The sequence below is a fragment of the Enterococcus sp. DIV0561 genome (assembly GCF_050539875.1).
Taxonomy (GTDB): domain Bacteria; phylum Bacillota; class Bacilli; order Lactobacillales; family Enterococcaceae; genus Enterococcus; species Enterococcus faecalis.
Window position 1 is genome coordinate 609,327 of sequence record NZ_CP172927.1, and the last position, 19,852, is coordinate 629,178.

Below are 19,852 nucleotides of genomic sequence, written 5' to 3' on the forward strand. Positions count from 1 at the left end.
CCATGAAAAAAGCTAGAGTGATTTATAATCCAACGTCAGGAAAAGAGTTAGTTAAAAAGAACTTAGCCGATATTTTATCTATTTTAGAAGAATGTGGTTATGAAGCCAGTGCATTTGCGACCACACCAGAAGAAAATTCAGCACGCAATGAAGCACATCGTGCTGCGCGTGCAGGATTTGATTTACTAGTAGCAGCAGGTGGAGATGGGACCATTAATGAAGTCGTGAATGGGATTGCTCCGTTGAAGCGGCGCCCTAAAATGGCCATTATTCCTGCTGGAACGACGAATGATTATGCACGGGCCTTGAAGATTCCTCGTGATAATATCGTTAAGGCAGCAGAAGTGATTAAAAAAAATCAAACTGTCAAAATGGATATTGGTCAAGCCGGCAAAAATTACTTTATCAATATTGCGGCGGGTGGTCATTTAACGGAACTGACTTATGAAGTTCCGTCAGAGTTGAAAAGTATTTTTGGCTACTTAGCGTACTTAGCCAAAGGAGCCGAAATGTTGCCGCGAGTGAAGCCGATTAAAATGCGCATGACATATGATGAAGGTGTGTACGAAGGCAACGCATCAATGTTTTTCCTAGGGCTGACTAACTCGGTGGGTGGTTTCGAGCAAATCGTACCAGATGCTAAATTAGATGATGGTAAGTTTTCATTAATCATTGTAAAAACAGCCAATATTTTTGAGATTCTTCATTTAGTTGCGTTAATGTTAAATGGTGGAAAGCATGTTGAAGATCATCGACTAATCTATACAAAGACCAGCTATTTACATGCAGAAACGTTAGAAAAGAACAATAAAATGATGATTAATTTAGATGGTGAATATGGAGGCGATGCTCCAATGACCTTTAAAAATATGCATCAACACATTGAAATTTTTGCAAATGGTGATGCACTGCCGTCCAATGCGATTATGGGTTCTGTCTTAACTGGCAGCGATGAAATTGTCGTAGAATCAGAAGACGAAGAGGAAGAAGCATATAACGAAGCTAGCAAAGAATTTGTCAAAGAAGTTGAACGACTAACAGACGAAGATATTGATGGCGATGGAAAGATTGCCGAAAAAGAAAAGCACTAGGTAGCCCGTGAATAGCTAATGAAAGATTTAGTTGATAAGATCTTTCATTGGCTATTTTTTGACTAAGGGAAAGGGTCTCATTCTTTTATTTACCCAAAAAGCTCAAACGGAATTGCTAAATCGCCATGAAAATTCGTTGTTGCTTTTCTTAGGTATTTTCATTAGAATGAGTGAAGTGTATAAAAAGAAGGAGCGACTTATGAAAAATTATCCAGTAAAGAAAAATGACGTCATTGAAGTAGAAATCGTTGACTTGACGCATGAAGGTTTAGGCGTGGCAAAAGTGGACCATTATCCATTGTTTATTGAAAATGCCTTACCAGGTGAAAAACTTGAAATCAAAGTCTTAAAAACAGGCAAAAGTTTTGGTTATGGGAAAGTATTGACTGTCCTAAAAAGCAGTGAACAGCGGGTGCCCGTGAAAGATGAAAACTTTACAAAAGTCGGGATCAGTCCGTTGCAACATTTAGCGTACGGCGCCCAACTATCATTTAAAACGCAACAAGTCGAAAATGTTATGCAACGTGTTGCTAAATTACCAGAAGTCCCTGTTTTACCAACAATTGGGATGAATGATCCGTGGCATTACCGGAACAAAGCACAAATTCCCGTGCGTAAAATTGACAACCAACTACAAACAGGTTTTTTCCGGAAAAATAGCCATGATTTAATTCCGATGGAACATTTCTATATTCAAGACCTAGAAATTGATGCAGCAATTGTTAAAATCCGTGACATTATGCGTAAATATAGCGTAAAACCTTATAACGAATCTGATAATACAGGGAACTTACGCCATATTGTCGTTCGTCGTGGCTACCATACTGGGGAGATGATGGTTGTTCTAATTACGAGAACACCGAAATTATTCCCAATTAGTAAAATTGTGCCAGATATTTTGGAAGCTATTCCGGAAGTAGTCAGCATTGTACAAAATGTTAATCCCAAACGAACCAATGTCATTTTTGGCAACGAAACCATCTTATTACATGGGTCTGAAAAAATTACAGATACTATTTTTGATTTGAAATTTGAAATTTCCGCGCGTTCATTTTATCAAGTAAATCCACAACAAACAGAAGTGATGTATCAAAAAGTCAAAGAGTATGCGGCTTTAACAGGCAATGAAATTGTGGTGGATGCCTATTGTGGGATTGGGACGATTGGCTTAACTTTAGCCCAAGATGCAAAGCAAGTTTACGGTATTGAAGTAATTGAAGAAGCGGTCAAAGATGCAGAAAATAATGCTAAATTAAACAACATTGAGAATGCCACTTTCACGGCTGGTTTAGCGGAAGAATTATTGCCAAAATTAGTTGAAAATGGCTTGCAACCAGATGTTGTTGTGGTGGATCCACCACGGAAAGGGTTAGATGGTCAATTAGTAAACACATTAATTGAAACGCAACCTGAACGAATTGTTTATGTCAGCTGTAATCCAGCCACACTCGCTCGCGACATTGCATTATTAACAGAAGGTGGCTATGAAGCAAAAGAAATTCAACCAGTGGATAATTTCCCACAAACGACCCACATTGAATCTGTCACGTTATTAACAAAGGCGGTGGATTAAATGAATGAAAAAGAAAAAATGTTAGAATTAATTAAAAAGAAACAAGGCGGTGGCCGTTCTAAAAAAATGGAAACTCCCAAAAATGATCGTAAAAACATGCGCAAAGGGCCTAAAATTTTTAATAAATAAGCGGTTATCAGTAAAAAGTTGCCGCCCATTAATGAAATGGGCGGCAACTCTTTTGTTAAAGTATTCCTAGCCAAACAAATAAGTTGTTCTTTTGCTAGTAAATCTGTTATTTTAGACAAAAGACAAGGAGGGCTATTCAGTGGAATATGTAACAACATTAGAAGAATTAGAAGAAAAAATTACAGACAATCGTCTACAAGCCGTCTTTTTGACAGCAAAAAATTGTAGTGTTTGTACAGTTGATAAACCGATTGTCGAAAAAATTTCAACAAAATATGAATTTCCTACATACATTGCAGAAGCTGATAAAAGTCCAGAAATAATTGGACAATTAAATGCTTTTTCTGCACCGACCATTATCTTATACTATGAAGGAAAAGAAATTCATCGCCAAGCTAAAATTATTAACTTTCAAGAAATTGAAAAGAGAGTTCGACAAGTACAAGAAAATAGTTAATCAAAAAGGAAGCCACCGATCACGGAGAGGCTTCCTTTTTGATTATCTCGCTAAATGTTCAGTTTGTTGTTGAGAAAAAAGTTGATAACTGACAAAAACTTCTGCTCTTTTGTTTACTTCTAATTTAACGAAAATATTGTGGATATGTGTTTTTACTGTCCCGATTGATAGGAATAGTTCGTTGGCTATATCTTGATTTGTTTTGCACTCTAAAAGTAACGAAAGCACTTCTCTTTCTCGCTGCGTTAATTGATAGGCATCACAAAAAGGCGCCAAAAGTACGGGTTCATCTGATTGATTTTCTTCCAATTTAGCAGCGTCTTTTTCAAGAACCGACAGAGGAAAATCACGATTACAGAAGTAGATAATGGCGATGGAGAGAATGATTGTATAAATATCTTCAGAAACGTTTCGGTTGTTAATTTTAAAGACAATATCAGAATATTGGTCAATGTTAAAAATAACGAAGGTATCTTCCAAAAGAATTGCCACACCGAAACCAATGCTTAGCCAACCAATAAAACGAAGATATTTTTTCGCAAGGGCTGATAAAGGATCTATTCGTAATTGATAGAGCGCATAGAAACCAAGGTAAATTAAAAATAACTGATTGGGTAAATAGTACAACCAAACTTTTAAGGCGGAATTTTGTGAAAATGGAATAGCTAGCATCCATAAACCAATTAAAAATAACCAGACAAATTGATAATTTTTAAAAGGACGCCCACTAATAGTATTGATAATAGCCAGATAGGCAAAATTACAACAAATAAAAATGATGGTCTTTAAAAAAGGTGCGGTCATAAAGGTCTGATTATATTCGGTTGCAAACGAATTAATGAACTCAGTCATATAAACAATCACATTGTCACAAATAAAAATAACCATTAAAAAGAGAAGCAATAAAAAAATCGGTTGTTTATTTTTCAAGTAAAGATTTAAGGTGAAGGTTGAAGTAAACGAATATAAAATAATCAACAAGATGTTATAAATAAAAACAAATGTCACGATTGGAAACCCCTTTCATCTTTTATTTTAAGTGAATGATTTTTCAAAATAATTATACCATTTTCAAATCTATGATTGGTCAGAAATTAGAGAGAAATCCGCCTAAACTTTTATAAACCCCTGGTGTACCAACGGTTTATAACCATAAATAAACTTTTTTTAATGAAAAATCACGCCAAAAAAGAAAACGTTTTCTAACTTTTGGCGGATAGTAAACTCTTCGCTAAACTTGGTAAAGTCGATGTGTAAACAAAAACAACTTTTAGGAGGAACACATCATGAAAAGAGATTACGTTACAACAGAAACATATACGAAAGAGGAAATGCACTACTTAGTCGATTTATCATTAAAAATTAAAGAAGCGATTAAAAATGGGTATTATCCGCAACTGTTAAAAAACAAATCTTTAGGAATGATTTTCCAACAATCTTCAACTCGAACACGAGTATCTTTTGAAACTGCAATGGAACAATTAGGTGGACATGGCGAATATTTAGCACCTGGTCAAATTCAATTAGGGGGACATGAAACGATTGAAGATACCAGCCGCGTATTGTCACGTTTAGTAGATATTTTGATGGCTCGTGTGGAACGTCACCATAGTATTGTTGATTTAGCTAATTGTGCTACTATCCCAGTCATTAACGGTATGTCTGATTACAATCATCCAACCCAAGAATTAGGTGATTTGTGTACCATGGTTGAGCATTTACCAGAAGGCAAAAAATTAGAAGATTGTAAAGTTGTCTTTGTCGGAGATGCGACACAAGTTTGTTTTTCTTTAGGATTAATCACAACAAAAATGGGCATGAATTTTGTTCACTTCGGTCCAGAAGGCTTCCAATTAAATGAAGAGCATCAAGCGAAATTAGCAAAAAATTGTGAAGTTTCAGGCGGTAGCTTTTTGGTCACAGATGATGCAAGTTCTGTTGAAGGCGCTGATTTCTTGTACACGGATGTTTGGTATGGCTTGTACGAAGCGGAATTATCTGAAGAAGAACGTATGAAGGTTTTCTATCCAAAATATCAAGTGAATCAAGAAATGATGGATCGGGCAGGTGCCAATTGTAAATTCATGCACTGTTTACCAGCAACACGTGGGGAAGAAGTAACTGATGAAGTAATTGACGGTAAAAATTCTATTTGTTTCGATGAAGCAGAAAACCGTTTAACATCTATTCGTGGCTTATTAGTATATCTTATGAATGATTATGAAGCAAAAAATCCTTATGATTTAATCAAACAAGCAGAAGCAAAAAAAGAACTAGAAGTTTTCTTAGACACTCAAAGCATTTAACGGCCAACTGTCCACTGATTGAAAAAATGAATCAGTGGACAGTTTATAAAGAGAGGAAGAGTCTTCATGGAGGGGAAAAAGAAATTTAGTTTAACGAGTGCCATTTTATCAGTGATCTGTGTGGTTTTCGTTGCTGAAGCAGCGGCGCCTGTTGCTGCAATTGGTAATTCTCAGTTTTTTTGGTGGATTTTCTTATTAATTGCATTCCTATTGCCATATGGGTTAATTTCATCAGAATTAGGAACAACTTATATTGGTGAAGGGGGTATCTATGACTGGGTGACCAAAGCATATGGTCATCGTTGGGGTGCCAGAGTTTCTTGGTATTATTGGATTAATTATCCATTGTGGCTAGCTTCATTAGCCGTTATGACGCCAGAACTATTAACGACAATTACAGGTATTAAGTTTTCAACACCGATGATGATTATTGTTGAATTAATTTTTACTTGGATTGTGGTTTGGATTAGTTTTTATCCTGTCAGCGACAGTATCTGGATTCTAAATGGAGCTGCCGTAATCAAGATGGTTTTAGCAGTCTTAATTGGTGGGCTAGGATTGTATGTAGCCTTGACGAAAGGTGTTGCCAATGAATTTACCTTGAAATCAATGCTGCCAACGTTTGACTTAAGGAGTTTATCTTTTATTTCTGTAATCATTTTTAATTTGTTAGGGTTTGAAGTCATCTGTACGTTTGCAGATGATATGGAAAATCCTAAGAAGCAAATTCCACAAGCTATTGTAGCAGCGGGGTTAGTCATTGCGGCCATTTATATTTTTTCAGCCTTTGGAATTGGGGTAGCGATTCCCACCGATCAAATTAGTACCGGCAGTGGTATGATGGATAGCTTTAAACTATTGACAGGCTCGACAGAAGGTTGGTTCATTATGTTGATGGCTTTCCTATTCCTTCTTACGTTGTTTGGCAACATGATTTCTTGGTCATTAGGAGTCAATAATACAGCTTGTTATGCTGCTGAAAATGGTGACATGCCTAAATTTTTTGAAAAACGTAGTAAGAAAAATGACATGCCAATTGGGGCTGCTTTGATGAATGGCATTGTGGCATCGGTGGTCATTGTATTAGCACCAATTTTACCTAATCAAGATTTATTCTGGGCCTTTTTCTCCTTGAATGTCGTCCTATTCTTGTTATCGTATATCCCAGTTTTCCCAGCTTTTTATAAGCTTAGAAAAATTGATCCCGATACACCACGTCCGTTTAAAGTTAACGGAAAACCAGGATTTTTAAAAGTTTTAGTGGTTTTACCAATGATTATGATTATTATTTCACTGATTTTCACAGCAGTACCTTTAGATTTTAGTCCCGCAGCATTAAATGAAAAATTACCAATCACAATTGGGGCAATCATTTTTATTCTGTTTGGTGAAGTAATTATTTACGTGAAAAAAATTAAGAAGGGAACGAAAGAAAATGGCTAAACGAATTGTAGGAAGTACCCCTAAACAAGATGGCTTTAGAATGCCAGGAGAATTTGAACCACAAGAGAAAGTTTGGATGATTTGGCCAGAAAGACCGGATAATTGGCGTGATGGTGGTAAACCTGTCCAAGAAGCGTTTACTAATGTGGCCAAAGCAATTAGTCAGTTTACACCGATGAATGTGGTGGTTTCTCAACAACAATTTCAAAATTGCCGTCGCCAATTGCCGCCAGAAATTACGGTTTACGAAATGTCAAACAATGATGCCTGGGTCCGTGATTGTGGACCATCATTTGTCATTAACGACCATGGAGAAATCCGTGGTGTGGATTGGACATTCAATGCTTGGGGGGGATTAGTAGATGGTTTATATTTCCCTTGGGACCAAGACGATTTGGTTGCACAAAAAATTTGTGAAATTGAGCATGTAGATTCTTATCGTACAGATGATTTTGTTTTAGAAGGCGGTTCATTCCACGTAGATGGACAAGGAACAGTCTTGACTACAGAAATGTGCTTATTAAGTGAAGGTCGAAATCCACAACTTTCAAAAGAAGCAATCGAACAAAAATTATGCGACTATTTAAATGTTGAAAAAGTTCTTTGGCTAGGTGATGGAATTGACCCAGAAGAAACTAATGGTCACGTGGATGATGTAGCTTGTTTTATTGCACCTGGTGAAGTGGCTTGTATTTACACCGAAGATCAAAATAGCCCATTTTATGAAGCGGCACAAGATGCGTATCAACGTTTGCTTAAAATGACTGATGCTAAAGGACGCCAATTAAAAGTCCACAAATTATGCTGTCCTGTCAAAAATGTAACCATTCAAGGCTCCTTCAAAATTGATTTCGTGGAAGGAACCATGCCACGAGAAGATGGCGATATTTGTATCGCATCCTATATGAACTTTTTAATTACAAATGATGGCGTGATTGTGCCACAGTATGGTGATGAAAATGATCGTTTGGCTTTAGAGCAAGTTCAAACGATGTTCCCAGATAAAAAAATTGTCGGCGTTAATACGGTAGAAGTTGTTTATGGGGGCGGCAATATTCACTGTATCACACAACAAGAACCAAAGCGCTAGGAGGGAAACAGATGTCAAAAATAGTGATTGCATTAGGTGGAAATGCGTTAGGAAATTCTTCGAAAGAACAATTGGCAAAAGCACAAACCGCTGCAAAATCCATTGTTGATTTAATTGAACAAGGCCATCAAGTGGTGATTGCTCATGGCAACGGGCCACAAGTTGGCAAAATTCGCTTAGCTTTTGAGGAAACGAGTCAATCTCCAGAAGATGTCGTGCCGTTTCCTGAATGCACAGCAATGAGCCAAGGCTATATTGGCTATCATTTACAACAAGCAATTGATGAAGAACTAGTAGCCAGAAATTTAGGGGAACAACCAGTTGTTACGTTAATTACACAAGTCGTGGTGGATCCAAAAGACCCAGCGTTTACAAAACCAACAAAACCAATTGGTGGTTATTATGACGAAGAAACAGCCAAACAATTGATGGCGGAAACTGGGAACGTCTATCAAGAAGATGCGGGTCGAGGCTGGCGACGGGTAGTTCCTTCGCCAAAACCAGTTGATATTTACGAAAAGGTTAGCTTGCGAACACTTGTTGATGCAGGACAGATCGTAATTGCTTGTGGTGGTGGCGGGGTTCCTATTGCCTATGATGGTCCAGTCTATCATGGTGTAGATGCAGTCATTGATAAAGACTTTGCGGCAGCTAAAATGGCTGAACTCATTGAAGCAGATGTTTTTGTGGTATTAACTGCAGTAGAACATGTTTTTGTTAACTTTGGTCAAGCAAATCAACAAGCTTTGACCGATGTTACGGTTACGGCAATGCAACAATATATAGAAGAAGATCAATTTGCGCCAGGTAGTATGTTACCTAAGGTGGAAGCGGCCATCAGTTTTGCAGAAAGTAAACCAAACCGCCAGGCGATTATCGGGCTTTTAGAATTAGCTTTGGAAGCAATCAAAGGAGAAAGTGGTACACGAATTACACAATAAATTCTCAGTATTTAACTTTCACAAAAGACTAAAACATACGCATTTAGCGGACTAACTTAATCGTTAGAGAGTAGGACATCGGTCGTTTTGACGGATGTCCTACTCTCTATTTTGTCTTTTTAACGAACAAAACTGTTAGTTGTCATGCAAAAATAAACATAGTAAGATAATCTTTAAATGGTATAGGAGGATAAAAATGTCTAAATTTTTAAAAGTAATCGGAATAATTGCTGTTTTGTTAGTCATAATAGGCGCTGCAGCGTATTGGTTTATACTCAAAAAGTTCACTCCTGAGGCAGAAACCCCAGCAATGTACAATCAAGAGAGAATCGTTAAAACGATTGAAGACCAATTAAAAGAAACAGATGTACAAAAAGCTCGTACCAAAGCACCGTTGATTATTGAAAAAAATATCACTGAATTACAGCAAGCGATTGCCAACGGAACATTGACCTATGAAGAACTTACGGCGTTTTATTTGGACCGTATTTTACAGTTCGATCAAATAGATAATGGTATGAACAGCATCTCTGAAATCAATCCGCAAGCAATTAAGGAAGCAAAGGCATTTGACCAGCAAGCCTCTCAAACACCGAAGAAGCCTTTGTATGGTATTCCTGTGACTTTGAAAGAAAATATAAATACGACCAACATGATTTCGAGTGCAGGAGCTTATGCCTTACGCACGTTCAAGCCTAAGGAAGATGCGGAAGTAGTTAAGAAGTTAACAGAGGCGCAAGCTTTGATTTTAGGAAAAGTAAACTTATCTGAACTAGCGAATTATATGTCAATGAAAGCACCAAGTGGCTATAGTTCCAAACATGGACAAACACTTAATCCTTATGGGCCACTCAAAATAACACCTTCAGGTTCAAGTTCTGGGAGTGCGGCTAGTGTGACGATGAATATCGGCGCCTTCTCTTTAGGCACTGAGACGATGGGATCGATTGTTTCCCCCGCTTCTCATCAATCAGTGGTTGGTTTTAAACCGACCCACAGTTCAGTAAGTGGCGAAGGTGTTTTGCCATTGGCACCGTCATTAGATACAGTTGGCCCGATTGCCCGAAGTGTCGTTGATGCTGCGCAAGGCTATAATTCGTTTAAGAAAGACACGGTTCCGAGCATTGATTCAACGAAATTTACTAAAAATAACTTACAAGGTCAACGCATTGGGTTGCTAGAAATGCCAAGTGCTGAAGAAGAATTTGCGACTGCTAAAAAGGCCCTCCAAAAAGCTGGAGCAGAAGTGATTCCGGTAACACCAGATATGGAAGGGATTGATGGCGGGAAAGTTATTTCCAATGAATTTAAGTTTGCATTGGAAGAATTTGCGAAACGTTATGATTTACCATTTAAAACACTGGAGGAACTAATTGCGTATAATCAACAAGATAAAAAGGTTCGTGCCAAGTATGGGCAAGATTTATTAGAAGCAGATGTTAAAAAGAAACAACCAGATAAAGAAGTCATTCAAGCAACCATTAAAAAAGCACAGCAAACGTTTGATGCGTTGCTAAAAAAACAACAATTAGACGGATATGCTTTTATTGATTCTGAAGGTACGGGTTTAAGTGCCGTGGCAGGATATCCTGAATTGACTGTTCCTTTGGCGAAAAACAGTGAAGGACAACCTTATGGGCTGACTTTTACACAAACTGCCAATAAAGAGCAAACGTTATTTGAGCAAGCTTACAGCTTTGAACAAAGTACCAAAGGACGGATAGTGCTTTCAGACAACGAGCTATTGGCAAACAGTAAAAAAATAAGTAGAGATGAGCAGTAAAGGGAAACTAGGAATGGCGAAACATCCGTATCAAACCTAATAAAGATAATCGACCTACAAATGAAAGAAAATTATTTGTAGGTCGATTATTTAGGTGAGTCGTTTTTTTTTGCTTTTTTAGGCGAATGTTTTCATGTAATAAGTTAATAAGTGGCCAGATTCGAGAAATAAGGCCGTCAATTTTTAAGCATTTCAATAAAAAGAGTGAACGATGGCTGTGTTTGAAGCATAAATATGTGCGGTTGCTTCCGCTTTCGCAACATTAATTTGGAGCGCTACCGTCGTAAAGGGTTCTGCAGCAGGAATTATTAGATGGAAACAAATCCATGACTACATAGAAGATTAAAACAAGATGAAGAAAATATTGTGGCAATAAAGGATATCAGAAAGCTTACGAAATAACTATATGTAGTGTCTTTTTTATTTTTTTAATCAATATATAGTATTAAAATCTTCTTTTTATTCCGAAATCTGATTGACTTGTTTTTTAAAACGGAGTACTCTTATTGAGACGTCAACAGAGAAAAGTTTGGTTTTAGGAAGGTCGGAAATTTGTCGTGAATAAGAATTTTTTGGTGAATGATTTTAAAGGTTGGGAAACGAGAAGTTACTTGTTTTTAGCTTTGATGGCGGGGGTACAGTTGATTGCATTTGCTATCAATCCGTCGAATTGGATTACGTTAGTAGGTGGTTTAGCCGGCATCATTTGTGTGAATTTAATTGCCCAAGGAAAAGTCAGCAATTACATTTTTGGGTTAATCAGTGCAGTGATTATTGGCTATTTTGGGTTAGTGACACGGGTATATGCCGAAGTTCTTTTACAAAGCTTCTATATTATTATGGACATTACAGGGCTTTATGCTTGGCTTCGGGCTAGCGAAGATGGCTCGGGTCAAGTAACCGAAGTAAAAGTTTTAAAAGGTATTCAGTGGTTGTATGCCTTTTTCACGTGGCTGCTCATTGGCGTAGCTGCATATATTTTGTTAGGCTTTGTAAATGATGCGCAACAAACATTAGATGCAATCACGTTCAGTGTTTCAGCGACAGGGATGTTATTGATGATTAAACGTTATCAATCGCAATTCGTGTTTTGGTTACTAGGAAATATTTTTTCAATTTTGTTATGGTTCCGAGCAGGGACGCACGCTGGTGGTGATTATGCGATATTTGTTATGTATTGTATGTATACTTTTAACTCAATTTTTGGTATGTTTAATTGGTTGAAGATAAAAAATAAAATGGAAAAAAATAGGTAGGGAGTTCGATGGCAGTGATTGTTTTAGCAGGTACGATTGGCGCTGGTAAATCTAGTTTAACAGCTTTAATTGCAAACCGTTTAGGTTCAGAAGCCTTTTACGAATCAGTTGATGATAATGAGGTATTACCTTTATTTTATGCGGAACCGGAAAAGTACGCATTTTTATTACAAATTTATTTTTTAAATAAACGTTTTGATAGTATTAAACAAGCATTAACGCATGAAAATAATGTATTGGATCGCTCGATTTATGAAGATTCATTACTTTTTCATTTAAATGCAGATTTAGGTCGTGCCAACGAAACAGAGGTCAAAGTGTACGATGACTTATTACAAAACATGCTCCAAGAATTGCCTTATGCTGCGCATAAAAAAAGACCTGATTTGTTAGTTCACATTCGTATTTCATTTCCCAAAATGTTAGAACGCATCAAAAAACGTGGCCGTCCTTATGAACAAATTGAGACAGATTCAACGTTGTATGATTACTATCAAATGTTGAACGAGCGTTATGATCAATGGTACGAAGACTATGATGAAAGTCCTAAAATTCAAATTGATGGCGATAAATATGATTTTGTCGAAGATCCTGAAGCGTGTCAATATGTCTTGGCGTTAATTGAGAAGAAAATTGAAGAATTAGAAAGATAAATAAAAAGAAGCAAGTCCGGACTTGCTTCTTTTTGACTTAAAATGTGGATAGATAGGCTAAAGTTGCTACTAAATAAAGGAGTGTAGTGCTAAATTATAGAATCGGATTTTAACCTTCCCCTAAGTTAAAATCGGATAATCTATCCATCGACAGTTTAAGTTTGTATAAAATAGCGGTAGCTATTATCAACGAAGTCATTCATCGGTTGACCTGACTTCTCTAGAAGTATACCATCGAAAATAACCAACAGTTGTTCAAAATTTGGACTTAGTAAGTGTAAATTTTGATTGAAAGTTTCTGTAAATCAATCATTTATTCAAAAAATAATGCTCGAAAGAAGGAAGATAAATGGGCCAAATTTGGTTTGAACGCATTCTACGTTGGCGCAAAAAAGCGCAACGATTTTTACAAGGACGTTATGCCCGGTTTGATGAATTGAATCGAACGCTGTTGCTAACAAGTGTTGTGCTGGCGCTCATCAATATTTTTACTGGCTATCTTTGGGTTCGATTATTGATTTTAATCACAGTCGCCTACGTGTATTATCGCTTTTTTTCAAAACATATTCACCCGCGATTGAATGAAAATCAACGGTTTATTCTTCGAAAACAACGCCTAATGCAAAAGGTTCATGCTTTTCGCAAGCGACACATGACTCAGAAAGAGTATCGTTATTTTAAATGTCCAAAATGTCAGCAGTCATTACGTGCGCCGAAAGGACGAGGAACAATCAAAGTCACTTGTTCAAACTGCCAAAATCAATTTATCAAAAAAGTCTGACCTTCTGTGTTTTTTGGTCTAGGCAACTTTCGGACTTGTGGTATACTTGAGAAAAGAAACCATTGGATATTCTAAAAGGGGAATATCTTGTTAAAAAAGGAGAGAAAAAACAATGGAAATTAAACGCCAACAAGAAATTGTTGAAGCGTATCACTATGATATGCGAGTACCTGATTCAGAAGTAGAGACAGATTTACGTGTCAGTTTTTCACCAATTGAAGTAGAAGAAGAAAATTATCCAGAAAATAGCTCAGCACTTGTTGCTCGCTTAGAATTTCGAATTGTCTTTGACGAATTTGTTTTATCAGGGGCGATTAGCCAAATTAATCACATTATTGATCGTAAAATTGAAAAACAAGAAGATATTTCGCAAGAAGAAGTCGATGAACTTGTGCGTCCTTTATTTAGCATCGTCGAACGTTTATCTTATGAAGTAACTGAAATTGCTCTGGATCGTCCAGGTGTTCAATTGAATTTTCAACAATCAGAAGAAGCTTAACTTTTAAAAACAGCGTTTGTAACGGATTCCGTTACAAACGCTGTTTTTATTCTTGTGAAGATTTAGCAACCAAAGCTTTTTTAAACTGTTCATAATTTTTTGTAGCGATATCCACATAAGCAATCGGCTGACCAACTTTGGTGATTTTTTCGGGAAGATAGGGAGCGAGCATTTCATTGTACAAAATGAACGCAGCTTCTGGTACTTTCTCTGAAAGAACATCATAACTGATAAAGTCAATTTCATAGGTTGGTTGAAAAAAGGCTTTGATGTTTTGCTGCTCTTTATTTGAAAAGAGCCAAGGACCTCCATTTGCAGGGCTCCCAACATACAACATTGCTCCATCACGGTTGACAGAAAGGATCCAACAAATTTTTTGCATACGCTTACACCTCCTAGAACTAAGTATACCACGTCAGCTTAAAAGAAAGAGGACAAAAAACAAATTATTTTTACAGTGACTAGTAAAACAACGCTTGGTGATAGTTTTAAACTATCACAACGGTTATTTTCTATCAAAAAGTAAGCAAATTATCCCACTATTTGCTATAAAATAAGGTACAATAGAACTATCACTGGAAACAGTTTGCTGTTTTCAGGGTATTTACTGGAGAGTGAGTACCGGGAACCTTTACTTCCTTTGATGTACTTGTCATTAAAAACATAGGGAGGAACTAAAATGACAACATTCATCACTGTATTAGTGATCCTTGCATTTATTGCTGCGTTATTCGGTTTCTACCAAATGCAAAAGAAACATTTAAAATTCTCAACACGTGTCTTTTCAGCATTGGGCGTGGGGATTGTTTTAGGTGCAATTATTCAATTTGCTTTTGGTACAGACAGTAAAATTACTACGCAATCAATGGAATGGATCGGGATTGTAGGTAATGGTTATGTAGCGTTTCTACAAATGCTCGTAATTCCGTTAGTATTTGTATCTATCGTAGGTGCATTTACAAAAATGAAAGAATCCAATAAATTAGGAAAAATTAGCTTTAATGTGTTAGCCACCTTACTAGGAACAACAGCAGTAGCTGCCTTGGTGGGGATTGGAACAACCTTAGCGTTTGGTCTTCAAGGGGCAAAATTCACGCAAGGTGCTGCAGAAACGTCAAGAATTGCCGAGTTAGCGACGCGTCAAGATGCGATTCAAGATTTGACGATTCCCCAACAAATTGTTTCATTCATTCCTAAAAATGTCTTTGCTGACTTTGCGGGAACACGACCAATGAGTACCATTGGGGTGGTAATCTTTGCTGCGTTTGTTGGTGTCGCTTATTTAGGCGTTCGTCGTAAAGCGCCAAAAGAAGCTGAATTTTTTGCAAATTTAATTGATAGTTTATATAAAATTACCATGCGAATTGTTACCTTAGTTTTACGCTTGACCCCTTATGGCGTGTTAGCGTTAATGATTAATGTTGTAGCAACAAGTGATTTTGTTGCGATTATTAACTTAGGTAAATTTGTGTTGGCATCGTATGTGGCCTTAATTATTGTTTTTGCCATTCACATGTTGATTTTAATTACTTTAAAAGTCAATCCAGTTACGTATCTAAAAAAAGTTTTTCCAGTCTTGAGCTTTGCTTTTACTTCTCGTTCAAGTGCAGGAGCTTTACCATTAAATATTGAAACACAAACCAAAGCATTAGGTGTTGATGATGCCACAGCAAACTTTGCTGGTAGTTTCGGTTTATCTATTGGACAAAATGGTTGTGCCGGCGTTTATCCAGCTATGTTAGCAACCATCGTTGCACCAACTGTTGGAATTGATGTCTTTAGTTTACAATTTATTTTAATGTTAGTAGCAGTTGTCACAATCAGTTCATTTGGCGTAGCCGGTGTCGGCGGCGGAGCAACCTTTGCTTCTCTAATCGTTTTAGGCGCAATGAACTTGCCAGTTGCAATTGTTGGTTTAGTAATTTCGGTTGAACCACTTATTGACATGGCGCGGACAGCTGTTAACGTTAACGATAGTATGGTTGCAGGTGTGTTAACAAGTGCTCGTATTCATGAATTAGATCGTGATGTCTTAAATGATCGCGACGTTGTCTTAGATGCAAATATCTAAATCAATAAAACGAAAAGTGTTTGAGCAATGTCTTGCTCAAACACTTTTTTTGATTTTAAGCGAAAGTGCAGTAATTATTTAAAAGAACGTATATAATAAGTTGTTAACTAAATTCAAAAGGACGTGAAGGAATGTTTTCAAACCAAGTAAAGATTATGTTATATGTGAATAATGTTGAGGAATCTAGTCAATTTTGGCAAACGTTTGGCTTTGTTGAAAAGGAAAGGGAGGAAGTTGACGGCACATTGGTGGTAGAGATTGCGCCAAGTGAATCAGCAGAGACGATTATTGTTTTATATGATTTGGCCTTTATTCAAAAACATTCACCAGAAGTGGCGGGGAATACCCCTTCTCTAATGTTTGCTAGCGATGATATCATTGGTCTCTATAAAAAAATGCAAGAGGCTGGCGTTACTGTCGGTGAAATGGTTCAATTGCCAACAGGCTTAGTTTTTAATTTTGCAGATAATGATGATAATTACTTTGCTGTGATGGGGCAAGAAAGTAAATAAAACAACAGCTTGGCACCGGAATCTAAATTGATTCTGGTGCCAAGCTGTTTTTTATAAAAGTTGAAAGTTTTATAAATTTTACTAAAATCTGTAATTTTCATGAAAATATAGCGTATGATAATGCTGTTAATAGAATAGGCGGAGGTAAGCGGTATGCGTAAACGACATGCAAAGAAAAGACATGGAGGAGTGAATTGGCTTTTTATAGTATGTTTGTTGGTGGTGATTGGTGGTAGTGGTTATTTAATAAAAACGTTCTTTTTCACTAGAGATTCACAAGTTAGTCAAGAATCGAAAGTGGTCTTGGAAGAAGATCGCCGAAGTGATAATTATGCGAATTTAACGAAAGAAATAGTTGCACCAGATAGTGGCGAACTTGATCAAAAAATTCAAGAAACAAATTATATTGGTTCGGCTTTGATCATTAAAGATGATCAGGTTTTAGTAAATAAAGGATATGGCTTTGCCAATTTTGAAAAGCAACAAGCCAACACGCCAAACACAAGGTTTCAGATTGGTTCAATTCAAAAATCTTTTACCACAACCTTGATCTTAAAAGCGATTGAAGAAGGTAAACTTACATTAGATACAAAACTCGCTACGTTTTATCCGCAAATTCAAGGTGCTGAGGACATTACGATTAGCGATATGTTGAATATGACAAGCGGTTTAAAGTTATCAGCAATGCCTAATAATATCGTTACCGATGAAGAAATTATTCAATTTGTTAAACAAAATACCATTCAAGTCAATAAAGGAAAATACAATTATTCCCCAGTAAATTTTGTCCTTTTAGCAGGAATGTTAGAGAAAATGTATCAACGTACCTATCAAGAATTATTTAATAATTTTTATCATAAAACAGCTGGTTTAAAGAATTTTGGCTTCTTTGAAACCTTATTGGAACAACCCAATAATTCAACAAGCTATAAATGGACAGAAGACAATTCGTATAATCAAGTGCTCTCAATTCCCGCAGCTAGTTTTGCCCATGAATTTGGGACTGGTAATGTGGATATGACGACAGGTGATTTGTATTGGTACTTACATCAATTAACGAGTGGACATTTAGTTTCCACCGCACTTTTGCAAAAATTATGGACGTCTTCTCAGCAAAGTTCTTATCATGGGGGCATCTATGTTCATGATAATTATTTACGCTTACACGGCGTTGAAGCGGGTCAACAAGCCCTAGCTTTATTTTCAAAAGATATGAAAACCGGGGTCATATTGCTAACTAATTGTGTGAATCCAGCGAAATACAAAGAATTAATTGGTTCGTTGTTCCATGATGTAACCAATTTAACTGTTAAATTTTAAAGCAGAAGCAACGACGATCACTCCAAAGCCTTTTTAGGTTTCTTCTGAGAGACTTTATATTAAAATAAAGGGAAGAACAATCAAAGGGAGTGACGAAGATGAAGCAATCAAAAAATAAACAAGTTGTTATTGGTGAATCAACGAAAAAAAACATTTATCTTCAAGATATAGAACAGGAAACGCAAGCTTTTATTCTCCAAAACAATCCACAATTGACAGCTGAATCGATGATTACATTGGCGGAGTTACTTAATTATCGTTTGGATTACATGAAACAATTAGTCGCAAATGATTCTGAAAAAATCCAACAACTGAATGAGTTGGTGGTTCAACATATCAAAGAAGATAAGCTGATTTCCAATAATATGAATGAAAAGATGGAAAAGAAATTAACCTTTGGCCAACGAGCAGCGGATACCATTGCTAAATTTGGCGGTAGCTGGGTGTTTATTGGCTTCTTTTGTTTCGTGTTGATCGCTTGGATCGTGATTAACTCTACCACTTTATTGGGACAACCATTTGACAAATATCCTTATATTTTGCTAAATCTCGCCTTATCTTGTTTAGCAGCTATCCAAGCACCAATTATTATGATGAGTCAAAACAGACAAGAAGCCCGTGACAGAGAACAAGCGAATAATGATTATAAAATTAACTTAAAAGCAGAAGTAGAAATTAATTTATTACATGAGAAAATGGATTATATTATCAATAATCAACTAGAAAATTTGGTAAAAATCCAAAATATTCAAATTGAACTTTTAGGTGAGTTGCAAGAACAACTCGCTGCGACTTCTGAAAAGGAGTAGTATATAGAAGTAGCTCGTTGTTGCGTAATAATTATTACGCAACAACGAGCTACTTTTTTTATTGTGTGTAAATACACAAGCAAAATAATCGCTTTCCCTTTTTTATTCACCGTATAATGGGATAGAATGACTTTATACAAAAGGGGAAAACAAGATGAAATACCAAGTATTACTTTATTACAAATATACAACAATTGAAGATCCAGAAGCTTTTGCGAAAGAGCATCTAGCTTTTTGCAAATCATTAAATTTAAAAGGCCGTATTTTAGTAGCGACAGAAGGGATTAACGGAACGTTATCTGGTACTGTCGAAGAAACAGAAAAGTATATGGAAGCAATGCAAGCAGATGAGCGCTTTAAGGATACATTCTTTAAAATTGATCCAGCAGAAGAAATGGCGTTCCGCAAAATGTTTGTTCGCCCACGTTCTGAATTAGTGGCGTTGAACTTAGAAGAAGACGTTGATCCATTGGAAACGACGGGGAAATATTTGGAACCTGCAGAATTTAAAGAAGCCTTATTAGACGAAGACACTGTTGTAATCGATGCTCGTAACGATTATGAATATGATTTAGGCCATTTCCGTGGTGCCGTGCGCCCAGATATCCGTAGCTTCCGTGAATTACCACAATGGATTCGCGAGAACAAAGAACAATTTATGGATAAAAAAATTGTTACCTATTGTACTGGCGGGATTCGCTGTGAAAAATTTTCTGGCTGGTTATTAAAAGAAGGATTTGAAGATGTTGCTCAATTGCATGGCGGTATCGCCAACTATGGAAAAAATCCAGAAACACGTGGCGAACTTTGGGACGGCAAAATGTATGTCTTTGATGACCGAATCAGTGTCGAAATTAATCACGTTGATAAAAAAGTTATTGGGAAAGATTGGTTTGATGGAACACCTTGCGAACGCTACATTAACTGTGCAAACCCAGAATGTAATCGTCAAATCTTAACTTCAGAAGAAAATGAACATAAGCATTTAGGTGGCTGCTCATTAGAGTGTAGCCAGCATCCTGCCAACCGTTATGTAAAAAAACATAATTTAACAGAAGCAGAAGTTGCTGAACGTTTGGCTTTGTTAGAAGCGGTTGAAGTATAAAAATAATAAAAAAATAAACAAAAAACTTCGAAA

At 36.6% G+C, this 19,852-nt stretch carries 20 protein-coding genes; 18 read left to right on the forward strand and 2 right to left on the reverse strand.

From position 1 onward, the window contains the following. Positions 1-2: 2 nt before the first annotated feature. From IGM13_RS03040 to IGM13_RS03055, 4 genes are all read left to right on the forward strand, one after another. Positions 3-1,091: a diacylglycerol kinase gene (locus IGM13_RS03040; protein ID WP_002383001.1), complete on the forward strand. Its 1,089-nt coding sequence runs from the start codon at positions 3-5 to the stop codon at positions 1,089-1,091. A 199-nt stretch (positions 1,092-1,290) separates the two neighbouring features. Continuing rightward, positions 1,291-2,664 carry a 23S rRNA (uracil(1939)-C(5))-methyltransferase RlmD gene (gene rlmD, locus IGM13_RS03045; RefSeq protein ID WP_010715041.1) on the forward strand — a complete coding sequence of 458 codons (1,374 nt, stop codon included), beginning with the start codon at positions 1,291-1,293 and terminating at the stop codon, positions 2,662-2,664. Continuing rightward, positions 2,665-2,793, forward strand: coding sequence for a hypothetical protein (locus IGM13_RS03050; RefSeq protein WP_002355577.1), 129 nt, complete (start codon positions 2,665-2,667; stop codon positions 2,791-2,793). 139 nt (positions 2,794-2,932) lie between these two features. Further along, positions 2,933-3,250, forward strand: coding sequence for a thioredoxin family protein (locus tag IGM13_RS03055; protein ID WP_002383003.1), 318 nt, complete (start codon positions 2,933-2,935; stop codon positions 3,248-3,250). A gap of 42 nt (positions 3,251-3,292) precedes the next feature. On the opposite strand, the gene IGM13_RS03060 is transcribed toward IGM13_RS03055, so the two are convergent. Beyond that, positions 3,293-4,138, reverse strand: coding sequence for a helix-turn-helix domain-containing protein (locus IGM13_RS03060; RefSeq protein WP_002419993.1), 846 nt, complete (start codon positions 4,136-4,138; stop codon positions 3,293-3,295). A 398-nt stretch (positions 4,139-4,536) separates the two neighbouring features. Between IGM13_RS03060 and ptcA the strand changes: the two genes are divergently transcribed. The 9 genes from ptcA to IGM13_RS03105 all read left to right on the forward strand — a co-directional run bounded on the left by ptcA (position 4,537) and on the right by IGM13_RS03105 (position 14,002). Next, the gene (ptcA, locus tag IGM13_RS03065; protein ID WP_002355587.1) at positions 4,537-5,556 is read left to right on the forward strand and encodes a putrescine carbamoyltransferase; all 1,020 of its coding nucleotides are present in this window, start codon (positions 4,537-4,539) and stop codon (positions 5,554-5,556) included. Positions 5,557-5,622: 66 nt separating this feature from the next. After that, positions 5,623-6,999, forward strand: coding sequence for an APC family permease (locus tag IGM13_RS03070; RefSeq protein ID WP_002355588.1), 1,377 nt, complete (start codon positions 5,623-5,625; stop codon positions 6,997-6,999). Further along, the gene (gene aguA, locus IGM13_RS03075; protein ID WP_002383005.1) at positions 6,992-8,089 is read left to right on the forward strand and encodes an agmatine deiminase; all 1,098 of its coding nucleotides are present in this window, start codon (positions 6,992-6,994) and stop codon (positions 8,087-8,089) included. The genes IGM13_RS03070 and aguA overlap by 8 nt, the downstream gene beginning before the upstream one ends. 11 nt (positions 8,090-8,100) lie before the next feature. Continuing rightward, complete coding sequence (gene arcC, locus IGM13_RS03080; RefSeq protein ID WP_002419994.1) at positions 8,101-9,030, forward strand: carbamate kinase; 930 nt, start codon at positions 8,101-8,103, stop codon at positions 9,028-9,030. A gap of 196 nt (positions 9,031-9,226) precedes the next feature. Beyond that, complete coding sequence (locus tag IGM13_RS03085) at positions 9,227-10,813, forward strand: amidase family protein (protein ID WP_002419995.1); 1,587 nt, start codon at positions 9,227-9,229, stop codon at positions 10,811-10,813. A gap of 557 nt (positions 10,814-11,370) precedes the next feature. Further along, positions 11,371-12,069 (forward strand): nicotinamide riboside transporter PnuC, encoded by a 699-nt coding sequence (gene pnuC, locus IGM13_RS03090; protein ID WP_002396960.1) that lies wholly within the window; start codon positions 11,371-11,373, stop codon positions 12,067-12,069. A gap of 8 nt (positions 12,070-12,077) precedes the next feature. Next, positions 12,078-12,722, forward strand: a complete 645-nt coding sequence (locus tag IGM13_RS03095) for a deoxynucleoside kinase (RefSeq protein ID WP_002419996.1) — start codon at positions 12,078-12,080, stop codon at positions 12,720-12,722. Positions 12,723-13,071: 349 nt separating this feature from the next. Further along, positions 13,072-13,503, forward strand: a complete 432-nt coding sequence (locus tag IGM13_RS03100) for a hypothetical protein (RefSeq protein ID WP_002355595.1) — start codon at positions 13,072-13,074, stop codon at positions 13,501-13,503. A gap of 112 nt (positions 13,504-13,615) precedes the next feature. Then, the gene (locus tag IGM13_RS03105) at positions 13,616-14,002 is read left to right on the forward strand and encodes a DUF1149 family protein (RefSeq protein ID WP_002358717.1); all 387 of its coding nucleotides are present in this window, start codon (positions 13,616-13,618) and stop codon (positions 14,000-14,002) included. A gap of 46 nt (positions 14,003-14,048) precedes the next feature. Here the strand turns inward: IGM13_RS03105 and IGM13_RS03110 are convergent, their stop codons facing one another. Further along, positions 14,049-14,384: a hypothetical protein gene (locus IGM13_RS03110; RefSeq protein ID WP_002419997.1), complete on the reverse strand. Its 336-nt coding sequence runs from the start codon at positions 14,382-14,384 to the stop codon at positions 14,049-14,051. A gap of 297 nt (positions 14,385-14,681) precedes the next feature. On the opposite strand from IGM13_RS03110, the gene IGM13_RS03115 reads away from it, so the two are divergent. The 5 genes from IGM13_RS03115 to IGM13_RS03135 all read left to right on the forward strand — a co-directional run bounded on the left by IGM13_RS03115 (position 14,682) and on the right by IGM13_RS03135 (position 19,819). Next, positions 14,682-16,073, forward strand: a complete 1,392-nt coding sequence (locus IGM13_RS03115; protein ID WP_002419998.1) for an L-cystine transporter — start codon at positions 14,682-14,684, stop codon at positions 16,071-16,073. A 131-nt stretch (positions 16,074-16,204) separates the two neighbouring features. Then, a complete protein-coding gene (locus IGM13_RS03120) occupies positions 16,205-16,585 on the forward strand; it encodes a VOC family protein (protein ID WP_002363195.1) in 381 nt (126 codons plus the stop codon). Between the two features lie 153 nt (positions 16,586-16,738). Then, positions 16,739-17,905 (forward strand): serine hydrolase domain-containing protein, encoded by a 1,167-nt coding sequence (locus IGM13_RS03125; protein ID WP_002419999.1) that lies wholly within the window; start codon positions 16,739-16,741, stop codon positions 17,903-17,905. Positions 17,906-18,003: 98 nt separating this feature from the next. Continuing rightward, positions 18,004-18,714, forward strand: a complete 711-nt coding sequence (locus IGM13_RS03130) for a DUF1003 domain-containing protein (RefSeq protein WP_002355601.1) — start codon at positions 18,004-18,006, stop codon at positions 18,712-18,714. A 154-nt stretch (positions 18,715-18,868) separates the two neighbouring features. Further along, positions 18,869-19,819 (forward strand): rhodanese-related sulfurtransferase, encoded by a 951-nt coding sequence (locus tag IGM13_RS03135; protein ID WP_002355603.1) that lies wholly within the window; start codon positions 18,869-18,871, stop codon positions 19,817-19,819. The last annotated feature ends 33 nt before the right edge of the window (positions 19,820-19,852 follow it).

What these genes read in the sequence shown, in the direction of transcription:
- IGM13_RS03050 (WP_002355577.1), top strand. Translation starts at nt 2,665, where the DNA reads ATGAATGAAAAAGAAAAAATGTTAGAATTAATTAAAAAGAAACAAGGC.
- IGM13_RS03100 (WP_002355595.1), top strand. Translation starts at nt 13,072, where the DNA reads ATGGGCCAAATTTGGTTTGAACGCATTCTACGTTGGCGCAAAAAAGCG.
- IGM13_RS03125 (WP_002419999.1), top strand. Translation starts at nt 16,739, where the DNA reads ATGCGTAAACGACATGCAAAGAAAAGACATGGAGGAGTGAATTGGCTT.
- IGM13_RS03105 (WP_002358717.1), top strand. Translation starts at nt 13,616, where the DNA reads ATGGAAATTAAACGCCAACAAGAAATTGTTGAAGCGTATCACTATGAT.
- IGM13_RS03095 (WP_002419996.1), top strand. Translation starts at nt 12,078, where the DNA reads ATGGCAGTGATTGTTTTAGCAGGTACGATTGGCGCTGGTAAATCTAGT.
- IGM13_RS03120 (WP_002363195.1), top strand. Translation starts at nt 16,205, where the DNA reads ATGTTTTCAAACCAAGTAAAGATTATGTTATATGTGAATAATGTTGAG.
- IGM13_RS03110 (WP_002419997.1), bottom strand. Translation starts at nt 14,384, where the DNA reads ATGCAAAAAATTTGTTGGATCCTTTCTGTCAACCGTGATGGAGCAATG.
- aguA (WP_002383005.1), top strand. Translation starts at nt 6,992, where the DNA reads ATGGCTAAACGAATTGTAGGAAGTACCCCTAAACAAGATGGCTTTAGA.
- IGM13_RS03060 (WP_002419993.1), bottom strand. Translation starts at nt 4,138, where the DNA reads ATGGTTATTTTTATTTGTGACAATGTGATTGTTTATATGACTGAGTTC.
- IGM13_RS03085 (WP_002419995.1), top strand. Translation starts at nt 9,227, where the DNA reads ATGTCTAAATTTTTAAAAGTAATCGGAATAATTGCTGTTTTGTTAGTC.
- IGM13_RS03130 (WP_002355601.1), top strand. Translation starts at nt 18,004, where the DNA reads ATGAAGCAATCAAAAAATAAACAAGTTGTTATTGGTGAATCAACGAAA.
- arcC (WP_002419994.1), top strand. Translation starts at nt 8,101, where the DNA reads ATGTCAAAAATAGTGATTGCATTAGGTGGAAATGCGTTAGGAAATTCT.
- rlmD (WP_010715041.1), top strand. Translation starts at nt 1,291, where the DNA reads ATGAAAAATTATCCAGTAAAGAAAAATGACGTCATTGAAGTAGAAATC.
- ptcA (WP_002355587.1), top strand. Translation starts at nt 4,537, where the DNA reads ATGAAAAGAGATTACGTTACAACAGAAACATATACGAAAGAGGAAATG.
- IGM13_RS03070 (WP_002355588.1), top strand. Translation starts at nt 5,623, where the DNA reads ATGGAGGGGAAAAAGAAATTTAGTTTAACGAGTGCCATTTTATCAGTG.
- IGM13_RS03135 (WP_002355603.1), top strand. Translation starts at nt 18,869, where the DNA reads ATGAAATACCAAGTATTACTTTATTACAAATATACAACAATTGAAGAT.
- IGM13_RS03115 (WP_002419998.1), top strand. Translation starts at nt 14,682, where the DNA reads ATGACAACATTCATCACTGTATTAGTGATCCTTGCATTTATTGCTGCG.
- IGM13_RS03040 (WP_002383001.1), top strand. Translation starts at nt 3, where the DNA reads ATGAAAAAAGCTAGAGTGATTTATAATCCAACGTCAGGAAAAGAGTTA.